Here is a 19,387-nt window from a genome sequence, read left to right as displayed (position 1 = left end):
ACACCCCGCGTCTTCCAACGTTAGGTGTCTACGGGAGGGTCAGCTGTGTTTGCGTGACTGGCCCCCCGCCACTCGTGAGACGACCCCGTTCTCCCCACCCCTCGCAGGCTCGGGGCGGGACCCGGAACGGGGCCAGCGGGACCCTGCGGGGCCACGTCGGAGGGTCAGTACTCCTCCGGCACCTCGTCGGCGGTGCCGGTGACCAGGGCGAGCAGGCCGGCCTCGTCGAGCAGGTCGACCGGGCGCACGGTGACGCCGGCGGCGACGTGGTGGAAACCGGCGCTGACCCGCTCGACCGGGACGCCGGTCAGCCGGGACCAGCCCAGCCGGTAGGCGGCCAGCTGCACCCCGGCGGCGGCCAGCTCGGCACCGGACGGCGGCGGGCCGGTCTTCCAGTCGACGACCTCGAAGCCGCCGTCCCCGTCGTCGAAGACCGCGTCGATGCGCCCGCGCAGGGTGAGCGGGCCCAGGGGCGTCTCGAAGGGCACCTCGACCTCGACCGGTTGCCGGTCGGCCCAGGGGCTGGCGAGGAAGGCCTCCTGCAGCGCGGCCAGCGCGCCGTCGGGGGCCGCGGACTCGTCGCCGGAGCCGGGCAGCTCGTCCAGGTCGAGCAACCGGGCGGCGCCGAAGCGCTCCTCGAGCCAGGCGTGGAAGGCGGTGCCGCGGCGGGCCAGCGGAGCGGGCGCGGCGGGCATCGGCCGGCGCAGCCGCCGGGCGAGCTCGGCCGGGTCGCGGCGCAGGGTGACCAGCTCGGACACCGACAAGTGGCTGGGCAGCGGCACCTCGATGGTCGGGCGGGCCGTGCGCCGCCGCTCGCGCAGCAGCAGGTCGGCGTCGCGCACCCACCGCTCCACCTCCGGGTCGCCGGTGCCGAGGACGGCGTCGGCGTCGAGCGGGTGCGGGGCAGCGCCGGCCACCAGCTCGGCCGCGGCGGTGAGCGCCCGGCGGCGCGGCGGCGAGAGCGGGTCGACCGGCCAGACGCCGACCGGCCACTCCTCGAGCGCCGGGTTGGGAGCGCCCTCCCCCGGCCGCTCGGCCCACGCGACGACGACGCCGGCACCGGCGGTGCACGCCCGGCGCACGGTGTCGAGCAGCACCGACGGGCCGTTCGGCTTCACGCCCTCGCGCCACCAGCTGCCCGAGCACAGCAGCAGGTGCTTGGCACGGGTGACCGCGACGTAGCCGAGCCGGATCTCCTCGGACTCGCCGAAGCGCTTCCACTCCTCGACGTAGTCCTCGAGCGCGGCGCGCACCGCGGCCTGGTCGCCGGAGCCGGGCACCGGCAGGCGCAGCTGCGGCAGCTCCGCACGGTCGGTGGTGCGCAGGTCGACCGGGACCGCGCCGGGGTCCTTGACCCACGAGTCGCTGGTGTCGGTGCGGGCCGGGAACTGGTCGGCCGTCATGCCGGGCACGGCGACGACGTCCCACTCCAGGCCCTTGGCCGAGTGGCCGGTGAGCAGCTGGATCGACTCGGGGTCGACCGCGACCTCGCCGGGCTCGAGGCCCCGCTCGCGCTCCTCGGCGTCGCGCAGGTAGCCGAGGAAGGCAGGCAGCGAGGGCAGCTCGGCCAGCTCGGTGAACTCCGCGGCCACCGCGTGCAGCGCGTCGAGGTGCGCCCGCGCCGAGCCGGGACTGACGCCGGGCGCGCTGGCCAGCTCGGTCTCCAGGCCCAGCACCCGCGCGACGTCGTCGACCAGGTCGGGCAGCGACTCGCCCAGCCGGCCGCGCAGGTGGGTGAGCTCGGCGCCCAGCCGACGCAGCCGCCGGTACGCGGCGGGTGAGTAGGCGGCGGGGTCGCCGAGATCGTCGAGCGCCTCGACGATGCTGCCGCGCTCCGTCGGGCGGACGGCGGGATCGTCGTCGTCCTCGCGGGCCGGACGGCGGGCGTGCACCAGCGCGCGGGCGCGGGCCTCGAGCGCGGCCAGGTCGCGCGGGCCGATCCGCCAGCGGGCGCCGGTGAGCAGCCGGCCCATCGCGTCGCCGGCGGTGGGGTCGACGAGCACGGTCAGCGTGGCGACGACGTCCGAGACCTCGGGCACCTCGAGCAGGCCGCCCAGGCCGACGACCGTGACCGGCAGGCCACGGGCACGCAGGGCGGCGGCGATGCCGGGCAGCTGCCTGCGCGTGCGCACCAGCACCGCCGTCGTCGGGGGGCGGCCGTCGGCGCGCGGCGCCAGCGCCGGGTCCTCGCCGCGCCAGCAGGCGGCCAGCCGGTCGGCCAGCGCCTCGGTCTCCTCGCCCACGGTCGTGTACAGGCCGGCGGTGACCAGCCCGTGCCCGGCGGTGGGCGCCGGCGCGAGGTCCGGCAGCGGCACCTCGGGCGCCGGCAGCAACCCGGCGACGTCGTTGGCGACGGCGAGCACCGCGCCGTCGTTGCGCCAGCTCGTGGCCAGGGTGAGCCGCTGCGCCTCCTTGCCGCGGACGCCGGGGAAGGTGCGGTCGAAGCGCTCGATCGTCCCCGCCGATGCACCCCGCCAGCCGTAGATCGACTGCCGCGGGTCGCCGACGGCGAGCACCGCGTGCCCGGTGGTGCGGCCGAACAGCGCCTCGAGCATCCGCAGCTGACCGACGCTGGTGTCCTGGTACTCGTCGAGCAGCACGATCCGCCAGCGGGCCCGCTCGCGGCGGCCGACCTCGGGCGCGCTGACGGCGACCCGCGCGGCCAGCGCCACCTGGTCGGAGTGGTCGATCGCCCCGGCGGCCCGCTTGCGCGCCTCGAACGCCTCGACCAGCGGCAGCAGCGCCACGCGAGCGCGCTGGCGGGCCAGCATGTCGAGCACCGGCTTGTAGGGGCCGCGCTTGCCCTTCGCGTCGGGGTAGCCGGCGATCCGCCGCTCCAGCTGCGCGGTCCACGCGCGCAGCCCGTCGGCAGTGATGTCGTGCTCGCCGAGCTCGCCGGCCAGCGCCAGCACGTCCTCGACCGTGGTCAGCGGCGTGAGCTGGACGTCGTCCATGTCCCCGGTCCATCCGGAGACGACGGAGGCCGCCTGCCCCCAGCACATGGCCGGGCCGAGCACCCCGGCGCCGGGCTCCACGCCGATCCGCAGCCCGTGCTCGCTGACCAGCGAGGCGGCGTACCCGTGGTAGGTCGACACCGTCGGCATCGCGACGGCCAGCCGCTCCTTCAGCTCGGGGGCGGTCTCCGGGTGCCGCGCCAGCGCGCCCAGCCGGATCCGGATGCGCTCGTTGAGCTCACTGGCCGCCTTGCGGGTGAAGGTCAGCCCGAGGATCGCGTCCGGGGCGACCAGCTCGTTGGCCACCAGCCAGCAGACGCGGGCGGCCATGGTCTCGGTCTTGCCGGAACCGGCTCCGGCGACGACGACCAGCGGCCGGTCGGCCGGCGCCGACACCACCCGCGCCTGCTCGTCGGAGGGCGCGTAGGCCAGGCCGCAGCGCGCGGCGACCTCGGCGGGGGTGAGCAGCCGGCGCTCCCGCACCGGCTCGGGCGCCACACCGAACAGGGCGTCGTCGAAGGAGAGCTGGTCCTCCGGCGGCACCGGTGTCCGGCGGCTCACGAGTCCTCCTCGCTGGCGCTCGTCGGCCGCGTTCGCGGGGCTGCTGTGCCCATGCGTGAGCTCGCGAGCTCGCTCACGACGTCACCTGCCGGCCGCGCTCGTGCAGCGGACAGCTGCGCCGGGCCGGGCACCGGGAGCAGTGGCTGCCGGTGCGCACCTCGAAGGTGGCCGCCCCCATGCCGTCGCCGACCTGCGCCACCAGCTCCCCGGCCCAGGTCTCGGCCACCGGGACGTCGGCGGGCAGCGGGTCCTGCGCCTGCTCCTTGGCCTTGGCGCCGGAGCCGACCTGCAGCAGCGCGGCCCCGCCGGGGGCGTCGCCGTGGTCGCCGAACGCTCCGGCGGCGACGGCCACCTGGTAGGCGGCCAGCTGCCCGTGGGTGTCGATGTCACGGGCCACGGTGCGGCCGGTCTTGAGGTCGACGACGACCAGCCGGCCGGCCCCGTCGCGCTCGAGCCGGTCGACCTGGCCGCGGACGCGGGCCCGCCCCACGGTGACGTCGAAGTCGGCCTCGGCGGCCAGCAGCTCGCGGCCGTTGGCGGCGTGCCAGCGCAGGAATCGGTCGAGCATGTCGCGGGCGGCGCTCCGCTGGCGCTGGTCGGCCCAGCCCGGGCCGAGGTCGAGCTGGTCGAGCTCCTCGGCCAGCGCGGCCGGTGCCTCGGCGGCGGGCAACCCCTCGGCCACCTTCTGCGCGACGGCGTGCACCGCGGACCCGACCGTGCGGGTGGCATCCGGCGAGGCCTCGGCGCCGACCGCGCCCAGCACCCACTTCAGCGGGCAGCGCTGGAAGGTCTCGATCGCCGACGGGCGCACCCGCACCGCCTCGCCGTCGGGCACCAGCGGGGCGTCGTCGGACAGCGGCGCCAGACCCCACCAGTCAGCCGGGGAGGCGCCGGGCACCCCCTCGTCGGCCAGCCGGCGCAGCACCGCGGCGGCGGCCGACCGGCGGGCCGGCTCGGTCTGCGGGTCGCTGACCGCGCGCCGCAGGTCGGCGACCAGCGCGGGCAGCGTGAGCGAGCGCGGCAGCGGCGTCAGCGGCCGGCCGTCGTCGGGCGGGGGGACGACGAGGTCGAGGAACCGGGAGGCGGTGGCGCCGGCATCCGGACCGTCCAGGGCACCCTCGACGGCGGTGACCACGAGCCGCCGGCGGGCGCGGGTGCAGGCGACGTAGAACAGCCGCCGCTCCTCGGCGAGCATCTGCACGCGTCGGTCGAGAACGGCGCCGTCGATGCCGGCCACCCGCTCGACCAGCAGCTCGGTGCCCAGCAGGGTGCCGCGGTCGCGGAGGTCGGGCCAGATGCCCTCCTGCACGCCGGCCACGCAGACGACGTCCCACTCCAGGCCCTTGGACGCGTGCGCGGTGAGCAGCCGGACGGCGTCGGCCGCCGACTCCCGACCCGCGCCGGTGACCCCGGGCAGCTCCTGCGCCGACAGGTGCTCGACGAACGCGCCGACGGTGGCCGAGGGCAGCCGGTCGACGAAGCCCGCCGCGGCGTCGAACAGCGCGACGACGGCGTCGAGGTCGCGGTCGGCGACCGCTCCGGCCGACCCGCCGGCGGCGCTGGCCCGCGCCCACCGGCCGGCCAGGCCGCCGCGCTGCCACATCGCCCAGAGCACGTCCTCGGCGGAGCCGTCGCGGGCCAGCGCCACCCGGCCGGCGGCCAGCACGTCGACGACCCGGCGCGCGGGGCGGACGACGGCCTCGGGCAGCTCCTCGAGCAGCGCCTCGTCGCTGAGCGCGGTGGCCAACGGCGCGCCCCGCTCGTCGACGTCGACTCCGCGCTGGGCCTGCGCGATCCGCACGGCGCGGCGCAGCCGACGCAGGTCGAGCACGGTCGCGCCGCCCAGCGGCGAGGTCAGCAGCGCCTCGGCGCCGGGCTCGTCGAGGGCCGGCGTGCCCGGCTCGGCACCCGGCCGCGGCAGCAGCGCGCCGAGCGCGGCCAGCAGCGGCGCGACGGCCGGCTGGGCGGCCAGCGGCAGGTCGTCGGTGCCGACCTCGACCGGCACGCCGGCCGAGGTGAGCGCCCGCCGCAGCGGCCCGATCGCCAGCGCAGTGCGGACGACGACGGCCATCTCCGACCACGGCACGCCGTCGACCAGGTGCGCGCGGCGCAGCGTGTCGGCGACGTAGGCGGCCTCGACCGACGCCGAGCCGAAGACGTCCACCTCGGCGCTGCCCTCCTCGACGCCCTCGACCGCGGCCAGCCGGCGGTGCTCCCACGGGCCGGGCAGCGCCTCGGCGACCCTCCGGCTGACCGCCAGCAGCGCCGGGCCCGAGCGCCGGCACACGCCCAGCGACAGCCGCGGCGCGGGCCGGCCGGTGACGGTGCGGAACCGCTCGGGGAACTCGACGATGCCGCGCGGCTCGGCGCCGCGGAAGGCGTAGATGGCCTGGTCGGGGTCGCCGACGACGACCAGGTCGCCGCCGCCGGCGAGCAGCTGCAGCAGCTCCACCTGTGCGGGGTCGGTGTCCTGGTACTCGTCGACGAACAGCCAGCGGGCCCGCTCGCGCTCGGCCCGCAGCAGCGCCGGGTCGTCCTCGAGCTCGGCGATCGCGGCCCGGACCAGCTCGGCGGGGTCGTAGCCCGACGCGTCACCGCCGCCGGCGGTGGAGAAGGCGGTGACCGCCTCGTACTGCTCCTGGAAGGCCGCGGCGTGCAGCCAGGCCTCGTTGCCGGTCTCGCGGCCCCAGGCGGCCAACAGCTCGGGGCCGACCCCGCGCTCGGTGGACCGCAGCAGCAGCTCGCGCAGCTCGCCGCGGAACCCGGCGGTGGTCAGCGCCGGCAGCAACGACTCCGGCCAGCGCACCGCGCCCTCGCCGGCCAGGTCACCGCGCAGCAGCTCGGCGACGACGGCGTCCTGCTCGGCAGCGGTGAGCAGCCGCGGGGGCGCCTCCCCGCGCAGCAGCGCCGCCCGTCGCAGCACGCCGTAGGCGTAGGAGTGGAAGGTGCGGGCCAGCGGCTCGCGGATGGTGCGCGCCACCCGCGCGGTGACGCGGTCGCGCAGCTCGGCGGCGGCCCGGCGGCTGAAGGTCAGGACGAGGATCTGCTCGGGGTCGACGCCGCGGTCGATCCGCGCGGCGACCGCCTCGACGATCGTCGTCGTCTTGCCCGTGCCCGGGCCGGCCAGCACCAGCAGCGGACCGCCCGGGTGGTCGACGACGGCCTGCTGGGTGGGGTCGAGCCGGGGCCGTCGAGCCGGCGCCGCTCCCGGGTGCACGAGGCGGTAGACCGGCGTCGACTCGTCCCCCCGCAGTGCCACCCCCCGATGACACCACGCGGGTCCGACGATCTCTGGGGCCCGGGCCACCGGCGCGGCCCCCGGACGCCACGGTGCTGCCGTGCGGACCCTCGTCGCGAGGGTGTCCCGCCGGTCCGGACCCGCGGCAGCGGGCTCGGACGGCGTCGTCCACGGGCGTCTGGCACGCAGCACTCACCCGGTGGGCACCGCGGGGTGGGCGAGCCGGCTCACGGCCAGCCGACGGCGGCCAGGTCGACCCGGCCGTTGCGCACCGGCACCCCCTCGGCGGCGAGCAGGGCCAGCTGCTCCACCCGCACTGAGTCGGCGACCGACCCGTCGGCGCGGACCACGCGGTGCCAGGGCACCGCGCCCCCGCCCTGGGACAGCGCGCGGGCCACCCGCCGCGGCCCGACGCCGACCAGCCGGCCGATCGCGCCGTAGGTGCTCACCCGCCCGGGCGGGATGCGCTCCACGACGTCGAACACCGCCTCGTCGACGTCCAGCGGCGAGGCGCCCGGGGAGGGCGGCCCGCCGCGGCCGCGCGCACGGGTCCGCGGGTCGTCGTCCACCGCTCGCAGCGACCGCCCGGGTCAGCCCCGGCGGCCGTACCTGCCCAGCAGCCGCGCCTGCGGCGAGGCCGTCCGCGGCACGTCCAGCGGCGGGTCGAACAGGCCCGGGACGCCGTCGGCGGGGAGCCGGTCGGCGACCACGAGAGCAGCCGTCACCAGCGCCGGGTCCAGCTCGGTGTCGCCGTTGGTGGCGCGGGCGAGGTCCCAGGAGTGCACGGTGAGGTCGGCGGTCAGCTCCTCGATGTACTCGGCCGCCGAGGTGGGACCGCGCTGCAGGTGGACGGTGTGCAGCAGCGCCCGGTCCTGCGCGAAGGCGGCCAGCGCGCCGTCGGCGGCGGACTCCCAGCCGGTCAGCGGGTCGTCGCCGAGCAGGTCGCTGGTGTCGTCGGGGAAGCGGCCGTCGATGAGGTCGAAGGGCTCCCCGGCCAGCAGCAGCGGCGTCCAGAGCGCCTCGGACACCAGGTGCGCGACGAGGTCGGCGACCGTCCAGCCGGGCAGCGCCTCGTCGTCCCACTGCTCGGGCTTCACCGCGTCGACGCGGTCGGTGAACGCGGCCTGCGCGCGCTGAAAGAGCGCGAGCAGCTCAGTCGGGGCGAAGTCGGCCATGTCACCAGTAGACCTGCCCGCCCCGTAGACAGCACGAGGGCCCGGTCCGCCCCCGTACGGGAGCGGGCCGGGCCCGGTGACGCGGTGGAACGGCCCCGCTGGTGAGGTGCTGGAACGGCCACCCTTCAGGGTCCCGCGCCGAGCTCGCGAGGCGTGGGGGAAGGGTGGTCCTTTCAGTAGGTCGGCAGCGCCTTGTCGATGCGCGTGGCCCAGGCGGTGACGCCGCCCTGGACGTGCACGGCGTCGGAGAAGCCGGCGTTCTTCACCGCGGCGAGCACCTCGGCCGAGCGGACGCCGGTCTTGCAGTGCAGCACGATCGGCTTGTCCTGCGGCAGCTGCGCCAGCGCCCGGCCGGAGAGGATCTCGTCCTTGGGGATGAGCTTCGCGCCCGGGATCGACACGATCTCGTACTCGTTGGGCTCCCGGACGTCGATGAGCTCGAAGTCCTTGCCGGCGTCCATCATGTCCTTGAGCTCGTCGACGGTGATCGTCGACCCGGCGGCGGCCTGCTGGGCCTCGTCGGAGACGACGCCGCAGAAGGTCTCGTAGTCGATGAGCCCGGTGATCGGCTCGGCCTCCGGGTCCTTGCGCACCTTGATGGTGCGGAAGGTCATCTCCAGGGCGTCATAGACCATCAGCCGGCCGAGCAGCGTCTCGCCGATGCCGGTGATCAGCTTGACCGCCTCGGTGGCCTGGATGGCGCCGACGGTCGCGCACAGGACGCCGAGCACGCCGCCCTCGGCGCAGCTGGGCACCATGCCGGGCGGCGGGGGCACCGGGTAGAGGTCGCGGTAGTTCGGGCCGTGGTCGTTCCAGAAGACCGAGACCTGGCCGTCGAACCGATAGATCGAGCCCCAGACGTACGGCTTGCCCAGCAGCACGCAGGCGTCGTTGACCAGATAGCGCGTGGCGAAGTTGTCGGTGCCGTCGACGATGAGGTCGTACTGGCTGAAGATCTCCATCACGTTGTCGCTGTCCAGCCGCGTCTCGTGCAGCCGGACGTCGACCAGCGGGTTGATCTCCTTGATGGAGTCCCGCGCGCTCTCGGCCTTGGACCGGCCGACGTCGGAGGCGCCGTGGATGATCTGGCGCTGCAGGTTCGACTCGTCGACGACGTCGAACTCGACGATGCCGAGCGTGCCGACCCCGGCCGCGGCCAGGTACATGAGCACGGGCGACCCGAGGCCGCCGGCGCCGACGGCGAGCACCTTGGCGTTCTTCAGTCGCTTCTGACCGTCCATCCCGACGTCCGGGATGATCAGGTGCCGGCTGTACCGGCGGACCTCGTCGATCGTCAGATCGGCGGCGGGCTCCACCAGGGGTGGCAGGGACACGAGCTGCTCCTCAGTACTCGACAGCGGCCCAGCGCAGGCCGGCGTTCGTCGGGTCAACAGCCTGGCACGCAGGACGATTCCCACGGCACGGCGGGCTGCCGTACCACCGGTCGAGCGCCTGACGCTGTGCGCTGATGCGCAGTTCGGATCACTGGACGTGCGCACCAGCGCTCAGCGTCGCCGGCTCCCGGCGGTTGACCCTCCCCCCGAGGGCAGGGACGACGTTGCCGGGACCGGTGGCCCACCAACCGGGGACGAGGAGCACCGTGGACCGGATGACCATCGGCGACTTCGCGCGGGCCACCGGCCTGACCGCCGGGGCGCGGCGCCCTGTACGTGCCCGGAGTGGGAGGCTCAACCGGCACGGGGACCGACCGGGGCCTCAGCTCCGGGCAGTCAGGCGCTTGACCGTCCCGGCCACGTAGACGACGGACAGCACGAAGAAGGCCGCGCCGACGGCAGCCCGCACCTGGTCGTCGGTGAGACCGGAGTTCCTCGCGACCGGCTGGGCCACCGCGTCTGCCACCTTCGCGCGCCAGCCCTGCAGACCGGCCTTGCCGAACGAGATCGCGTCCATGTCCGATCCCCTACCCCGGGCCCGGCTCGCAGACGCGCGCGAGGAGCCGGGGCCGAGCACCGCCGTGTCACGGGTAGGGCCAGGCGTTCTTGGCGCAGCCCTCCAGCCCGAGCGTCTGCTGCTGCATGACGGGGGCGAGCCGGCCGGGGCCGGGGCACTCCTGGTGGCCGTTGCCGAGGGCGTGGCCGACCTCGTGGTTGACCACGTAGTGCCGGTAGGTGGGGATGTCGCCCTGGTAGTCCGGGACGGCGGTCGCCCAGCGGGCCAGGTTGATGACCGCGCGGTCGCCGTACCGGCAGGAGGTGTAGCCGCCGGTGCCCACGCCGGGGCAGTACCGCTCCATGCTGCCGGGGCTGATCAGGGTGACCTTGAACGCGTAGTCGCCGGCCTGGGCCTCGCCGACCCGCTGGAACGACATCCGCCCGCCGTTCCCCCACGAGCGCGGGTCGGCCAGCGTCTCCTCGACGGCGGCGGCGAACGAGGGCCCGTCCACCTCGATGCCGTCCTCGACCTCGACGACGAAGCGCTGCAGCGGCCCGGTGCCGTGGACCTGGGAGGTGCCGGGGACGACGGTCACGCTGCCCGCGCCCTGCCGGACGAAGCCGGGGGCTCCGGCGGCGGACTCCGGCGCCTCGCTCGGTGCGGCGTCGACCTCGACGGGCGCCGTGGCCGTCGCGCCGGGCGTCGCGGAGGCCTCCGGCGCGCTGGGGGCCACGGCCGCGACCGACGGCTCGGACGAGGCGCCGGCCGACCCCCTCGTGGCGGTGTCGCTGACCACCAGGTCGACGAGGGTGACCACGGTCGCGAGGGCGAGCAGCGGGATGGCGTAGGCGCGCCAGCCCCAGCGGGTCACGAGGCGGCGGAACCGGCCGCCCCCGCCGCCCGGGGGGCCCGACCGGGAGCGACCGCGGACGACGACGCGGGGCCCGCCGGGGCGCGACCCGTCGAGGTCCTGACCGGACGGGCGACCGGCGGCTGCGGGACGACGGCCCCGCGGCCGGTCGGTGCGGCTCGGGGCCTCCTCCCGCGTCACGACCGGGTTGGTGTCGGCGAACCGCGGGGGCTCGTGCAGCTGGTCGCGGCGGGCTGCGGGTGGGGGCACGCGCGGCAGTCCGCGCACGGGTTCATCGGCGCGTGCAGGACGACCGGGCGGGCCGGCGTCCGGCGCCGGTCGCGTGCGCCCGTTCGGTCCGCGGCCGGGGGAGGCGTCCGCGGGACTCACCCCGCCAGACTCTCACGCCCCGGTGGTCCCGGTGGAGACCGTCCCGGCGACGGCGTGTGGCCCTGACCTGCCGACCTGGGAGGCCCGCGCCTCGTTGGCGGCGTCCTCGGCCGACGCAGCGGCGTCCTCGGCCAGCGCCAGCACCGCCCGCGCCGTCGGCTCGGGCGCCTCCAGCATGGCGACGTGCCCGACGCCCTCGATGACCAGCAGCCGCGCGTCCGGGACAGCGTCGGCGAGGCGGGGCGCGAGCGCCGGGTCGACCAGCCGGTCGCGGTCGCCCCAGACCACCAGCGTCGGCGGGCGCAGCGACCGGGCCAGCCGCCAGGCGTTGCGCGGACCCACCCGCAGGTAGGAGGTGATCAGGCCGCGCATGCTGCGGGTCAGCGCCTGCGTGGCCCACGGCTGCTCCGCGCGCTCGCGCATCTCCGCCAGCGCCTGGTCCAGCCGCGCCCTCGGCACCCGGCGCGGGTCGCCGAAGCACATCTGCACCATGCCGCGGACCTGCTGCTCGGGCGTCACGCCGGAGAGCCGCCGCTCGGCCAGCGTCGGGATGCCGGGCAGCAGGAGCAGCAGCAGGGTGCGGCTGAAGGCGCGGGGCACCCGGTAGACCGGCATCGCCGGCGACACGAGGGTGAGGGTGGCCACGAGGTCGGGGCGGCTGGCGGCGACGAACAGCGACACCAGGCCGCCGAGGGAGTTGCCCAGCAGGTGCACCGGCCGGCCGGAGGCCGCCCCGGGCTCGGCGACGATCCGCTCGAGCACGTCGACGACCGCTCGCACGTGCCCGCGCACCGAGTAGGAGGTGCGCGCCGGCGGCCGCGAGCGACCGAAGCCGGGGAGGTCCAGGGCCCAGCCGTCGAAGCGGACGGCGAGCAGCGCGGCCAGGTCGGTCCAGTTCGTCGAAGCGCCACCCAGCCCGTGCACGTAGAGCGCCCGCTCCCGCGGTGCGCCCGCGCGAGCGCCGTCCACCGGGCCGGCCCACGGCGTCCGCCGGACGAACACCTCTCCCCCGCGGACGGCGACCTGCTCGCCCGGCCACGGCGGCGGGACGGTGTCGGTGCTGGGCAGCGCGACCGTCGACAGCCGGGCCGACCGGCTCGCCGCGGCGATCGGGGTGGCGGGACCCTCGGGCACCCGGCCGACGGTAGGTCAGAGCCGTCGGCGGCGCGCGGTCGGGTGACCGGTCGGTAACATCTGCCCGCCATGCACGCACCCCGCCCAGCTCCCGCGCCCGTCCGCCGTTCGTCCCGCCTGCCGCGGGGCGCCCGCCGGGCGCAGCTGCTGCAGGCCGCGCAGGAGGTGTTCGTCGCCAACGGCTTCCACGCCGCGGCGATGGACGAGATCGCCGACCGGGCCGGGGTCAGCAAGCCGGTGCTCTACCAGCACTTCCCGGGCAAGCGGGAGCTGTACCTGGCACTGCTGGAGCAGCAGGTCACCCTGCTCACCGACCGCGTGCGCGAGGCGATGGAGGGCACCGACGACAACCGGACCCGCGTCAACGGGGCCGTCGGCGCCTACTTCGACTTCATCAACGCCGACGGCGCCGCGTTCCGGTTGGTGTTCGAGTCCGACCTGAACAACGACGAGGACGTCCGCGAGCTGGCCGACCGCGGCCACCGGGCCTGCGTCGAGGCGATCGGCGAGGTCATCGCCGCCGACACCGGCCTCGACCGGGAGCGGGCGCTGCTGCTGGCCTCGGGCCTGACCGGGCTCTCGGAGACCAGCGCGCGCTGGTGGCTGCCCCGCAAGGGCACCGTCTCCCGCGACGAGGCGGTGGCCCTGCTGACCGCGCTGGCCTGGCGCGGCATCTCCGGCTTCCCGCGGGTCGAGGGCGGCGAGCACAGCCCGCGCTGATCGGTCGCCGGGTCGTTCGCTGACGGCGCACCTGCACCGCAGGTCGGCGGCTCGTCGGCTGCACTAGCGTGGGGAACAGCCGCGCAACTCGAGGAGGCATCCCCCGTGGAAGTCAAGATCGGTGTCCAACACTCCCCCCGGGAGCTGGTCATCGACAGCCCCCAGTCCCCCGACGAGATCGCTGCCGAGGTGGCCAAGGCCATGTCCGGCGCGACCAAGGACGGTCTGCTGACCCTGGTCGACGAGCGTGGACGCCGGGTGCTCGTGCCCGTCGACCGCATCGCCTACGTGGAGATCGCGCAGGCCGACCAGCGGCGCGTGGGCTTCATCGCGGGCGCCTGAAGAAGGACCCCGTCCTCCCCACCCCTCGCACGCTCGGGGCGGTGCCCTGGACGGGGCCAGAGACGCCGAACACACGTCAGGCGCCCTCTCAGCAGTCGGGAGAGGGCGCCTGACGTGTGTTCACCGGGCGATCCAGACGACTGGACCCGGCCGTGGCACACGACGTGAGCCGCCCTGCGAGGGTCGTGCCCGGTGGCGGGCCCGGAGGGTCCCCGCCGGGTGCGACGCAACGGCCCCGGTGCAGGGGCCCGCGCCGAGCGTGCGAGGCGTGGGGGGCACCGGGGCCCTTCAGGGGTTCAGGCCGAGGGCCTTCATCCGGTCGGTGTGCGCGGTGGTGATGCGCTCGACCAGCCGCCCGATGCCGGACAGGTCGCCGGTGCCCTCGAGGATCAGCTCGGCCAGCTGGTCGCGCTCGGCGATGACCGCCTGCGCCTGCCGCATGGCCTCCCCCACCAGCCGCCGTCCCCACAGTGCCAGCCGCCCGGAGAGCGTGCGGTCGGTGGCGATGGCCGCCCGCACCTCGCGGACGGCGAAGTCGGCGTGGCCGGTGTCGGCGAGGACGTCGAGGATCAGTGCGCGGTCCGGGTCGGGCAGGAAGCCGGCGATCTCCCGGTAGAACTCCGAGGCCAGACCGTCCCCCACGTAGGCCTTGACCAGCCCCTCCAGCCAGGTGCGCGGCCGGGTGCTCTCGTGGAAGGCGTCGAGCGCGGGGACGAACGGGCTCATCGCCGCGGTCGGGTCGGCGCCGAGCTCGGTGAGCCGCGCGGTCAGCCGGCAGTGGTGGTCGATCTCCGCGGCCGCCATCTGCGCCAGCGCGGCCCGGCCTTCGAGAGTGGGAGCCAGCCGGGCGTCCTCGGCCAGCCGGTCGAAGGCGGTCAGCTCGGCGTAGGACAGCACGCCCAGCAGGTCGACGACGGCCCGCTCGTCGACGGTGTCCACTGGCAGCTCCCGGGATCGGTGGGACGGTCGGCGACTGCCCCGGACGGGTGGCGCGGAGGGTCCGGACAGCACGGCGGAGGGAGGCTAACCGCCGCGCACGCTAGACTGGGAATCGGCGAGCCCTTCGGTTCGCTGGTGTATCTGCGCGCTGACGACCGCTGGAGACGAGGCCCCGAGGGGCTCCCTCCCGGGCCGACACCACGGTGTGGCCCGGTTTCTGCTGGCCGCGTCGGCGCTGGAACTGATCCCGCGACACCCGACCGGGACTGGTCCGACAGTGACGCGAGCGCGTCTCCGGAGCCGGTCCCCCAGCAGACCAGAGGCGAGAGCACTGACCTCCATCGAGAACACCCCCACCACCCCGGACGTCGACCACGCCGAGACCGGCGCGCCCGCCCCCGAGCAGCTCGAGCAGTCCGTCGAGGAGCTCGGCGGCGCACCCGTCGCCGAGGACGCCCCGCTGTTCAGCGACTTCGACGTCCACCCCGACGTCGTCGCGGCGCTGGCCGAGGCCGGCATCACCCGCACCTTCGCCATCCAGGAGCTCACCCTCCCCCTGGCGCTGGCCGGCCACGACCTCATCGGGCAGGCCCGCACCGGCACCGGCAAGACCCTCGGCTTCGGCGTCCCGCTGCTGCAGCGCGTCGCCCCGCCGGCCGAGGGCGGCGACGGCGTCCCGCAGGCGCTGGTCGTCGTCCCCACCCGTGAGCTGTGCGTGCAGGTCGCCCGCGACCTCGCCACCGCCGGCAAGAAGCGCGGCATCCGCGTCCAGGCGATCTACGGCGGCCGCGCGTTCGAGCCGCAGGTCTCCGCGCTGCAGGCCGGCGTCGAGGTCGTCGTCGGCACCCCGGGCCGGCTGCTCGACCTCGCCCAGCAGGGCCACCTGATCCTGGGCAAGGTCAAGGTGCTGGTCCTCGACGAGGCCGACGAGATGCTCGACCTGGGCTTCCTGCCCGACATCGAGCGGATCCTGGCGATGGTCCCGACCCAGCGACAGACGATGCTGTTCTCGGCCACCATGCCCGGCCCGATCGTCACGCTGTCCCGGTCGTTCATGACCCAGCCGACGCACATCCGGGCGCACGGCAACGACGAGGGCTCGACGGTCCCGCAGACCACCCAGTTCATCTACCGGGCGCACAACCTGGACAAGCCCGAGCTGCTGTCCCGGGTGCTGCAGGCCCGCGACCGCGGCCTGGTGATGGTCTTCTGCCGCACCAAGCGCACCGCGCAGAAGGTCGCCGACGAGCTGGTCGAGCGCGGGTTCGCCGCGGCCGCCGTGCACGGCGACCTCGGCCAGGGCGCCCGCGAGCAGGCGCTGCGCGCCTTCCGCAGCGGCAAGGTCGACGTCCTGGTGGCCACCGACGTCGCGGCCCGCGGCATCGACGTCACCGGCGTCAGCCACGTCGTGAACTACCAGTGCCCCGAGGACGAGAAGACCTACGTGCACCGGATCGGCCGCACCGGCCGCGCCGGCAGCACCGGCGTCGCGGTCACGCTGGTCGACTGGGACGACATCCCCCGGTGGCAGCTGGTCAACAAGGCGCTCGACCTGGAGTTCACCGACCCGCCGGAGACCTACTCGACCTCGCCGTGGGTCTACGCCGACCTGGACGTGCCCGAGGGCGCGACCGGCCGGCTCCCCCGCGCGCAGCGCACCCGCGAGGGCCTGGACGCCGAGACCCTCGAGGACCTCGGCGAGACCGGCAAGCGCACCCGCTCCGGCAGCGGCCGCGGACCGGCTCGTGAGGACGAGGAAAAGCCGGCCGGCGCCCCCAAGAGCCGCCCGCGCCGGCGCACCCGGGGTGGCGGTGCCGCAGCCGCCGGCGCCGCTGCCGCGATCGACGGGCCCGCCGAGGCGTCGTCCGGCGAGGGCGCCGCGTCCGGTGAGGCCCCGGCCCGCAAGCGTCGCCGGCGTCGCCGCGGCGGGTCCGGTCGCAGCTCGGCCGAGCCCGCCGCCTAGATGAAGGACCACCTCCTCCCCACCCCTCGCACGCTCGGGGCGGGCCCCTGGAGGTGGCCGAACCGCCCGCCGTTGCGGGCGTGGGCGTGGACGGCGGCCGTCCTCGTGCTGGTCGTCGTCGCCGCCCTGCTCTGGCGGGGCTCGGACGCGGCGGCCACCGACAGCACCACCGCAGCACCGGCCGACGTCCCCAGCGGGACGCCGGCCGGTGCCGTCTCCGCCGCCTGGACCACGCCCACCACGGCGTCGGGCGGCGCCGCCCGCGCGACCGTGGACGGCGGTCGCGTCGTTGTCGGGGACGACCACGGGGTGCGCGCGCTCGACGTCGCCACCGGCACCGAGGCCTGGCGCTACACCCGCGCCAACGCCCGGCTCTGCGACTGGACCCTCGTCGGCGGCCGCGTCGTCGCGGTCTCCGGCACCGAGGACCGCTGCGACGAGGCTGTGGCGCTGTCGGTCGACACCGGCGTCCGGCTCTGGACGCGCAACCTCGACCTGCGCCCCGACGCGGTACTGACCAGCACCGACGGCATCGTGTTGGCGACCAGCCCGACCGGCGTGCTCACCCTCGACCCGGTCGGCGACAGCATCCGCTGGCGGGCCAGCCCGGAGGAGGGCTGCACGTTCGCCGACGGGGACGTGGGCGGAGCCGGCGTCGCCGTCCTCGAGGAGTGCGCCGGGTCGACGCGGGTCCGCCTCCTCGACGGCTACGACGGCACCCCGCTGTGGACCCGCGACGTCGCCGAGGCGACGACGCTGGCCGGCGTCGAGCAGGCCGTCGTCGTCAGCGGGGACGACGGCGTGCAGCTGCTCGCCGGCGCCGACGGCGCCCCGCTCGGTCCGCCCCTCTCCGACGCCACCGACGAGGCGCTGGTGACCGCGGTCGGCACCAGCGCGCTGGTGTGGGCCGACGGCACGCTGACCGTCGTCGACCCGGGCACCGGTGCGGTGTCCTGGCGCACCCCGGCCACCGGCCTGCCCGCCGGCCCGGTCGACCGCGCGCTGCTGGCCGCGGGGACGTCGGTGCCGGTGCCCGAGGGCGACGCCGTCGTCCTCCGCGACCTGGCGACCGGCGAGGAGCTGCAGCGCGTCGACACGCGTGCGCTGCGGACCGGCGGGCTGCTCACCGTGGCCGGCCCGGTCGTCGTCCACCAGCTGCCCGACCGCGTCCTCGCCTACCGCTGAAGAAGGACCATCCTCCCCCCGCCTCGCAAGCTCGGCGCGGGCCCCTGGAGGTGGCCGTTCCAGCACCTCACCGGACTCCCGGCGGGTCCGGGTCCCTGCAGGGGGGCCGCCGCCGAGGTTGACTGGTGCGCATGGTGATGCCCGGCGGCCCGGACGACCGCGCTCCTCTCTCCATCGCGCCCGACGACCTCCGCCAGCTCGCCGACCACGACGCACGGCACCGCATGTTCGACGGCGGCGCGGGCCCGCTGACGGCGCTGGACACCGGGGGCGACGGCGAGCGCGGCACCGTCCTGCTGGTCGCTGGCTTCACCGGCAGCAAGGAGGACTTCGCGCCGCTGCTGCGCCCCCTGTGCGCTGCCGGGTACCGGGTCGTCGCCCTCGACCAGCGCGGCCAGTTCGAGTCCCCCGGGCCCGACGACCCGGCCCGCTACTCGGTCGCCGAGCTGGGCGAGGACCTCGTCGCCGTCGCCCGGCAGCTGCGCGCCGAGGGCGTCCGCACGCTGCACCTGCTCGGGCACTCCTTCGGCGGGCTGGCCGGCCGGGCCGCCGTCCTGGCCGAGCCGGCGGCGTTCACCAGCCTCACCCTGCTCGGCTCGGGCCCGTCCCGGCTGGGCGGCGCCCGGGCGGAGCTGCTCGAGCACCTCACCCCGCTGCTCGACGCCGGTGGCGTGCCGCTGGTGCACGAGACGCTCGAGCAGCTGGCGATGACCGACCCGAAGGCGCAGCAGGTCCCCGAACCGACCCGCGCGTTCCTGTCCCGGCGGTTCCTCGCCAACAGCGCGGCCGGCCTGCGCGGCATGGCCGACGCGATGACCCGCGAGCCGGACCGGGTCGCCGAGCTGGCGGCCACCGGCGTCCCGGTGCTGGTGGCGTACGGGGTGGCGGACGACGCGTGGCCGCCGGCCGTGCAGGAGGACATGGCGCACCGGCTGGGCACCCGGCACGCGGTCATCCCCGGCGCGATCCACTCCCCCGCCATCGAGAACCCGCCGCGCACCGTGGCGGTCCTGCTCGAGTTCTGGGCCTCGGTCCCCGCCGCCGGCCGCTCCGCCGAGGACGCCGGGGCGCTGCGGTGAACCCGACGCCGTCGATCCGCGACTTCACCGCCGAGGAGGACCGGCTCGGCTTCTTCGGCCCCGAGAGCGTCAGCTGGCGCATCCACGCCGACCCGGCCTTCTCCGTCGGCGGCATCCGGGCGCTGCTGCTGCAGGCGCTGCACCCGGTCGCGATGGACGGCGTCGCCCGCTTCTCCACCGCCTTCTCGACCGACCCGTGGGCGCGGCTGACCCGCACCGCGGAGTACGTGGCCACGCTGACCTTCGGCACCCGCCGGGACGCGCTGCGGCAGGTGCGCCGGGTGCGCGCCATGCACCGCGGCAACACGGCGGTCGAGGAGACGACCGGCCGCCGCTACGCCGTCGACGACGCCGACCTGCTGCTGTGGGTGCACTGCTGCGAGGTGGACTCGCTGCTGTCGGTCGCCCGCCGCGCCGGGGTGCCGCTGACGGATCAGGACGCCGACCGCTACGTCGCCGAGCAGGTGACCGCCGCGGTGCTCATCGGCTGCGGGTCCGGCGACGTGCCGGCGAGCGCGGCCGAGCTCGACGCCTACCTCGAGCGCACCCGCCCCCAGCTGACGGTGACCCCCGCGGCCCGGGACGCCTCGCGCTTCGTCCTGGTGCCGCCGATGCCCGGGTGGGTGCAGCTGCTGACCCCCGCGCGGCCCGCGTGGAGCACGCTGGCCGCCCTGGGCGCCGCGACGCTGCCCCGGTGGGCGCGCCGGCTCTACGGGCTGCCGGGCTACGGCCTGACCGACACGGCCGCGACCGCCGGCGTGCGGGCGTTCCGTCGCGCGGCGCTGGCGGTGCCCACCCAGGTCCGGGAGTCGCCCATCGTGCGGGCGGCCCGGGAGCGCGTCGCGCCGGCCGAGCCGCTCACGGCCTAGGAGCCTGCTGAACAAGTAGGGCGGGCAGGCTGCCATCAATGACCGTCGAGCGGCAGATCGGTCACAACCCTGGGGTTGGACAACGAGGTCGGCCT

General features: G+C 76.2%; 15 protein-coding genes. 6 read left to right on the top strand and 9 right to left on the bottom strand.

The features are described 5' to 3' along the window. Positions 1-164 precede the first annotated feature (164 nt). From CNO22_RS17695 to CNO22_RS17660, 8 genes are all read right to left on the bottom strand, one after another. Complete coding sequence (locus CNO22_RS17695) at positions 165-3,515, bottom strand: ATP-dependent helicase (RefSeq protein ID WP_100500609.1); 3,351 nt, start codon at positions 3,513-3,515, stop codon at positions 165-167. A 73-nt stretch (positions 3,516-3,588) separates the two neighbouring features. Next, the gene (locus tag CNO22_RS17690; RefSeq protein ID WP_198588408.1) at positions 3,589-6,774 is read right to left on the bottom strand and encodes an ATP-dependent helicase; all 3,186 of its coding nucleotides are present in this window, start codon (positions 6,772-6,774) and stop codon (positions 3,589-3,591) included. A gap of 206 nt (positions 6,775-6,980) precedes the next feature. Then, entirely contained in the window at positions 6,981-7,322 is a 342-nt protein-coding gene (locus CNO22_RS17685) for an MGMT family protein (protein WP_232807136.1), read from the bottom strand. A 21-nt stretch (positions 7,323-7,343) separates the two neighbouring features. Continuing rightward, positions 7,344-7,928, bottom strand: coding sequence for a TIGR03086 family metal-binding protein (locus CNO22_RS17680; RefSeq protein ID WP_100500608.1), 585 nt, complete (start codon positions 7,926-7,928; stop codon positions 7,344-7,346). A 173-nt stretch (positions 7,929-8,101) separates the two neighbouring features. Then, the gene (gene moeZ, locus CNO22_RS17675; protein WP_100500607.1) at positions 8,102-9,262 is read right to left on the bottom strand and encodes an adenylyltransferase/sulfurtransferase MoeZ; all 1,161 of its coding nucleotides are present in this window, start codon (positions 9,260-9,262) and stop codon (positions 8,102-8,104) included. A 382-nt stretch (positions 9,263-9,644) separates the two neighbouring features. Beyond that, positions 9,645-9,839 (bottom strand): hypothetical protein, encoded by a 195-nt coding sequence (locus CNO22_RS17670; protein ID WP_100500606.1) that lies wholly within the window; start codon positions 9,837-9,839, stop codon positions 9,645-9,647. Between the two features lie 67 nt (positions 9,840-9,906). Then, positions 9,907-10,941, bottom strand: coding sequence for a DUF3152 domain-containing protein (locus CNO22_RS17665; RefSeq protein ID WP_232807135.1), 1,035 nt, complete (start codon positions 10,939-10,941; stop codon positions 9,907-9,909). A 132-nt stretch (positions 10,942-11,073) separates the two neighbouring features. Continuing rightward, positions 11,074-12,195, bottom strand: a complete 1,122-nt coding sequence (locus CNO22_RS17660; RefSeq protein ID WP_232807134.1) for an alpha/beta fold hydrolase — start codon at positions 12,193-12,195, stop codon at positions 11,074-11,076. 69 nt (positions 12,196-12,264) lie between these two features. Between CNO22_RS17660 and CNO22_RS17655 the strand changes: the two genes are divergently transcribed. Both CNO22_RS17655 and CNO22_RS17650 read left to right on the top strand, forming a co-directional pair. Further along, the gene (locus CNO22_RS17655) at positions 12,265-12,915 is read left to right on the top strand and encodes a TetR/AcrR family transcriptional regulator (RefSeq protein ID WP_100500604.1); all 651 of its coding nucleotides are present in this window, start codon (positions 12,265-12,267) and stop codon (positions 12,913-12,915) included. Positions 12,916-13,020: 105 nt separating this feature from the next. Then, positions 13,021-13,257, top strand: a complete 237-nt coding sequence (locus tag CNO22_RS17650) for a DUF3107 domain-containing protein (RefSeq protein ID WP_100500603.1) — start codon at positions 13,021-13,023, stop codon at positions 13,255-13,257. Positions 13,258-13,545: 288 nt separating this feature from the next. On the opposite strand, the gene CNO22_RS17645 is transcribed toward CNO22_RS17650, so the two are convergent. Continuing rightward, positions 13,546-14,196: a ferritin-like fold-containing protein gene (locus CNO22_RS17645; RefSeq protein WP_100500602.1), complete on the bottom strand. Its 651-nt coding sequence runs from the start codon at positions 14,194-14,196 to the stop codon at positions 13,546-13,548. A gap of 277 nt (positions 14,197-14,473) precedes the next feature. On the opposite strand from CNO22_RS17645, the gene CNO22_RS17640 reads away from it, so the two are divergent. The 4 genes from CNO22_RS17640 (at position 14,474) to CNO22_RS17625 (ending at position 19,292) form a co-directional block, all read left to right on the top strand. After that, entirely contained in the window at positions 14,474-16,159 is a 1,686-nt protein-coding gene (locus CNO22_RS17640; RefSeq protein ID WP_232807133.1) for a DEAD/DEAH box helicase, read from the top strand. A gap of 72 nt (positions 16,160-16,231) precedes the next feature. After that, positions 16,232-17,344 (top strand): outer membrane protein assembly factor BamB family protein, encoded by a 1,113-nt coding sequence (locus CNO22_RS17635; RefSeq protein ID WP_232807132.1) that lies wholly within the window; start codon positions 16,232-16,234, stop codon positions 17,342-17,344. Positions 17,345-17,475: 131 nt separating this feature from the next. After that, the gene (locus CNO22_RS17630; RefSeq protein ID WP_198588409.1) at positions 17,476-18,423 is read left to right on the top strand and encodes an alpha/beta fold hydrolase; all 948 of its coding nucleotides are present in this window, start codon (positions 17,476-17,478) and stop codon (positions 18,421-18,423) included. Further along, positions 18,420-19,292, top strand: coding sequence for an oxygenase MpaB family protein (locus tag CNO22_RS17625; RefSeq protein WP_100500600.1), 873 nt, complete (start codon positions 18,420-18,422; stop codon positions 19,290-19,292). Before CNO22_RS17630 ends, CNO22_RS17625 begins: the two co-directional genes overlap by 4 nt. Positions 19,293-19,387 lie beyond the last annotated feature (95 nt).

It is taken from the genome of Geodermatophilus chilensis (assembly GCF_002802985.1).
Taxonomy (GTDB): Bacteria; Actinomycetota; Actinomycetes; order Mycobacteriales; family Geodermatophilaceae; genus Geodermatophilus; species Geodermatophilus chilensis.
Note: the sequence above shows the minus strand (reverse complement) of the source record. Positions and strands in the feature narration are given on the sequence as shown.

Bases quoted from the DNA above. Each gene is read 5' to 3' on its own strand.
- CNO22_RS17680 (WP_100500608.1), bottom strand. From the start codon at position 7,928: ATGGCCGACTTCGCCCCGACTGAGCTGCTCGCGCTCTTTCAGCGCGCG.
- CNO22_RS17670 (WP_100500606.1), bottom strand. From the start codon at position 9,839: ATGGACGCGATCTCGTTCGGCAAGGCCGGTCTGCAGGGCTGGCGCGCG.
- CNO22_RS17655 (WP_100500604.1), top strand. From the start codon at position 12,265: ATGCACGCACCCCGCCCAGCTCCCGCGCCCGTCCGCCGTTCGTCCCGC.
- CNO22_RS17630 (WP_198588409.1), top strand. From the start codon at position 17,476: ATGGTGATGCCCGGCGGCCCGGACGACCGCGCTCCTCTCTCCATCGCG.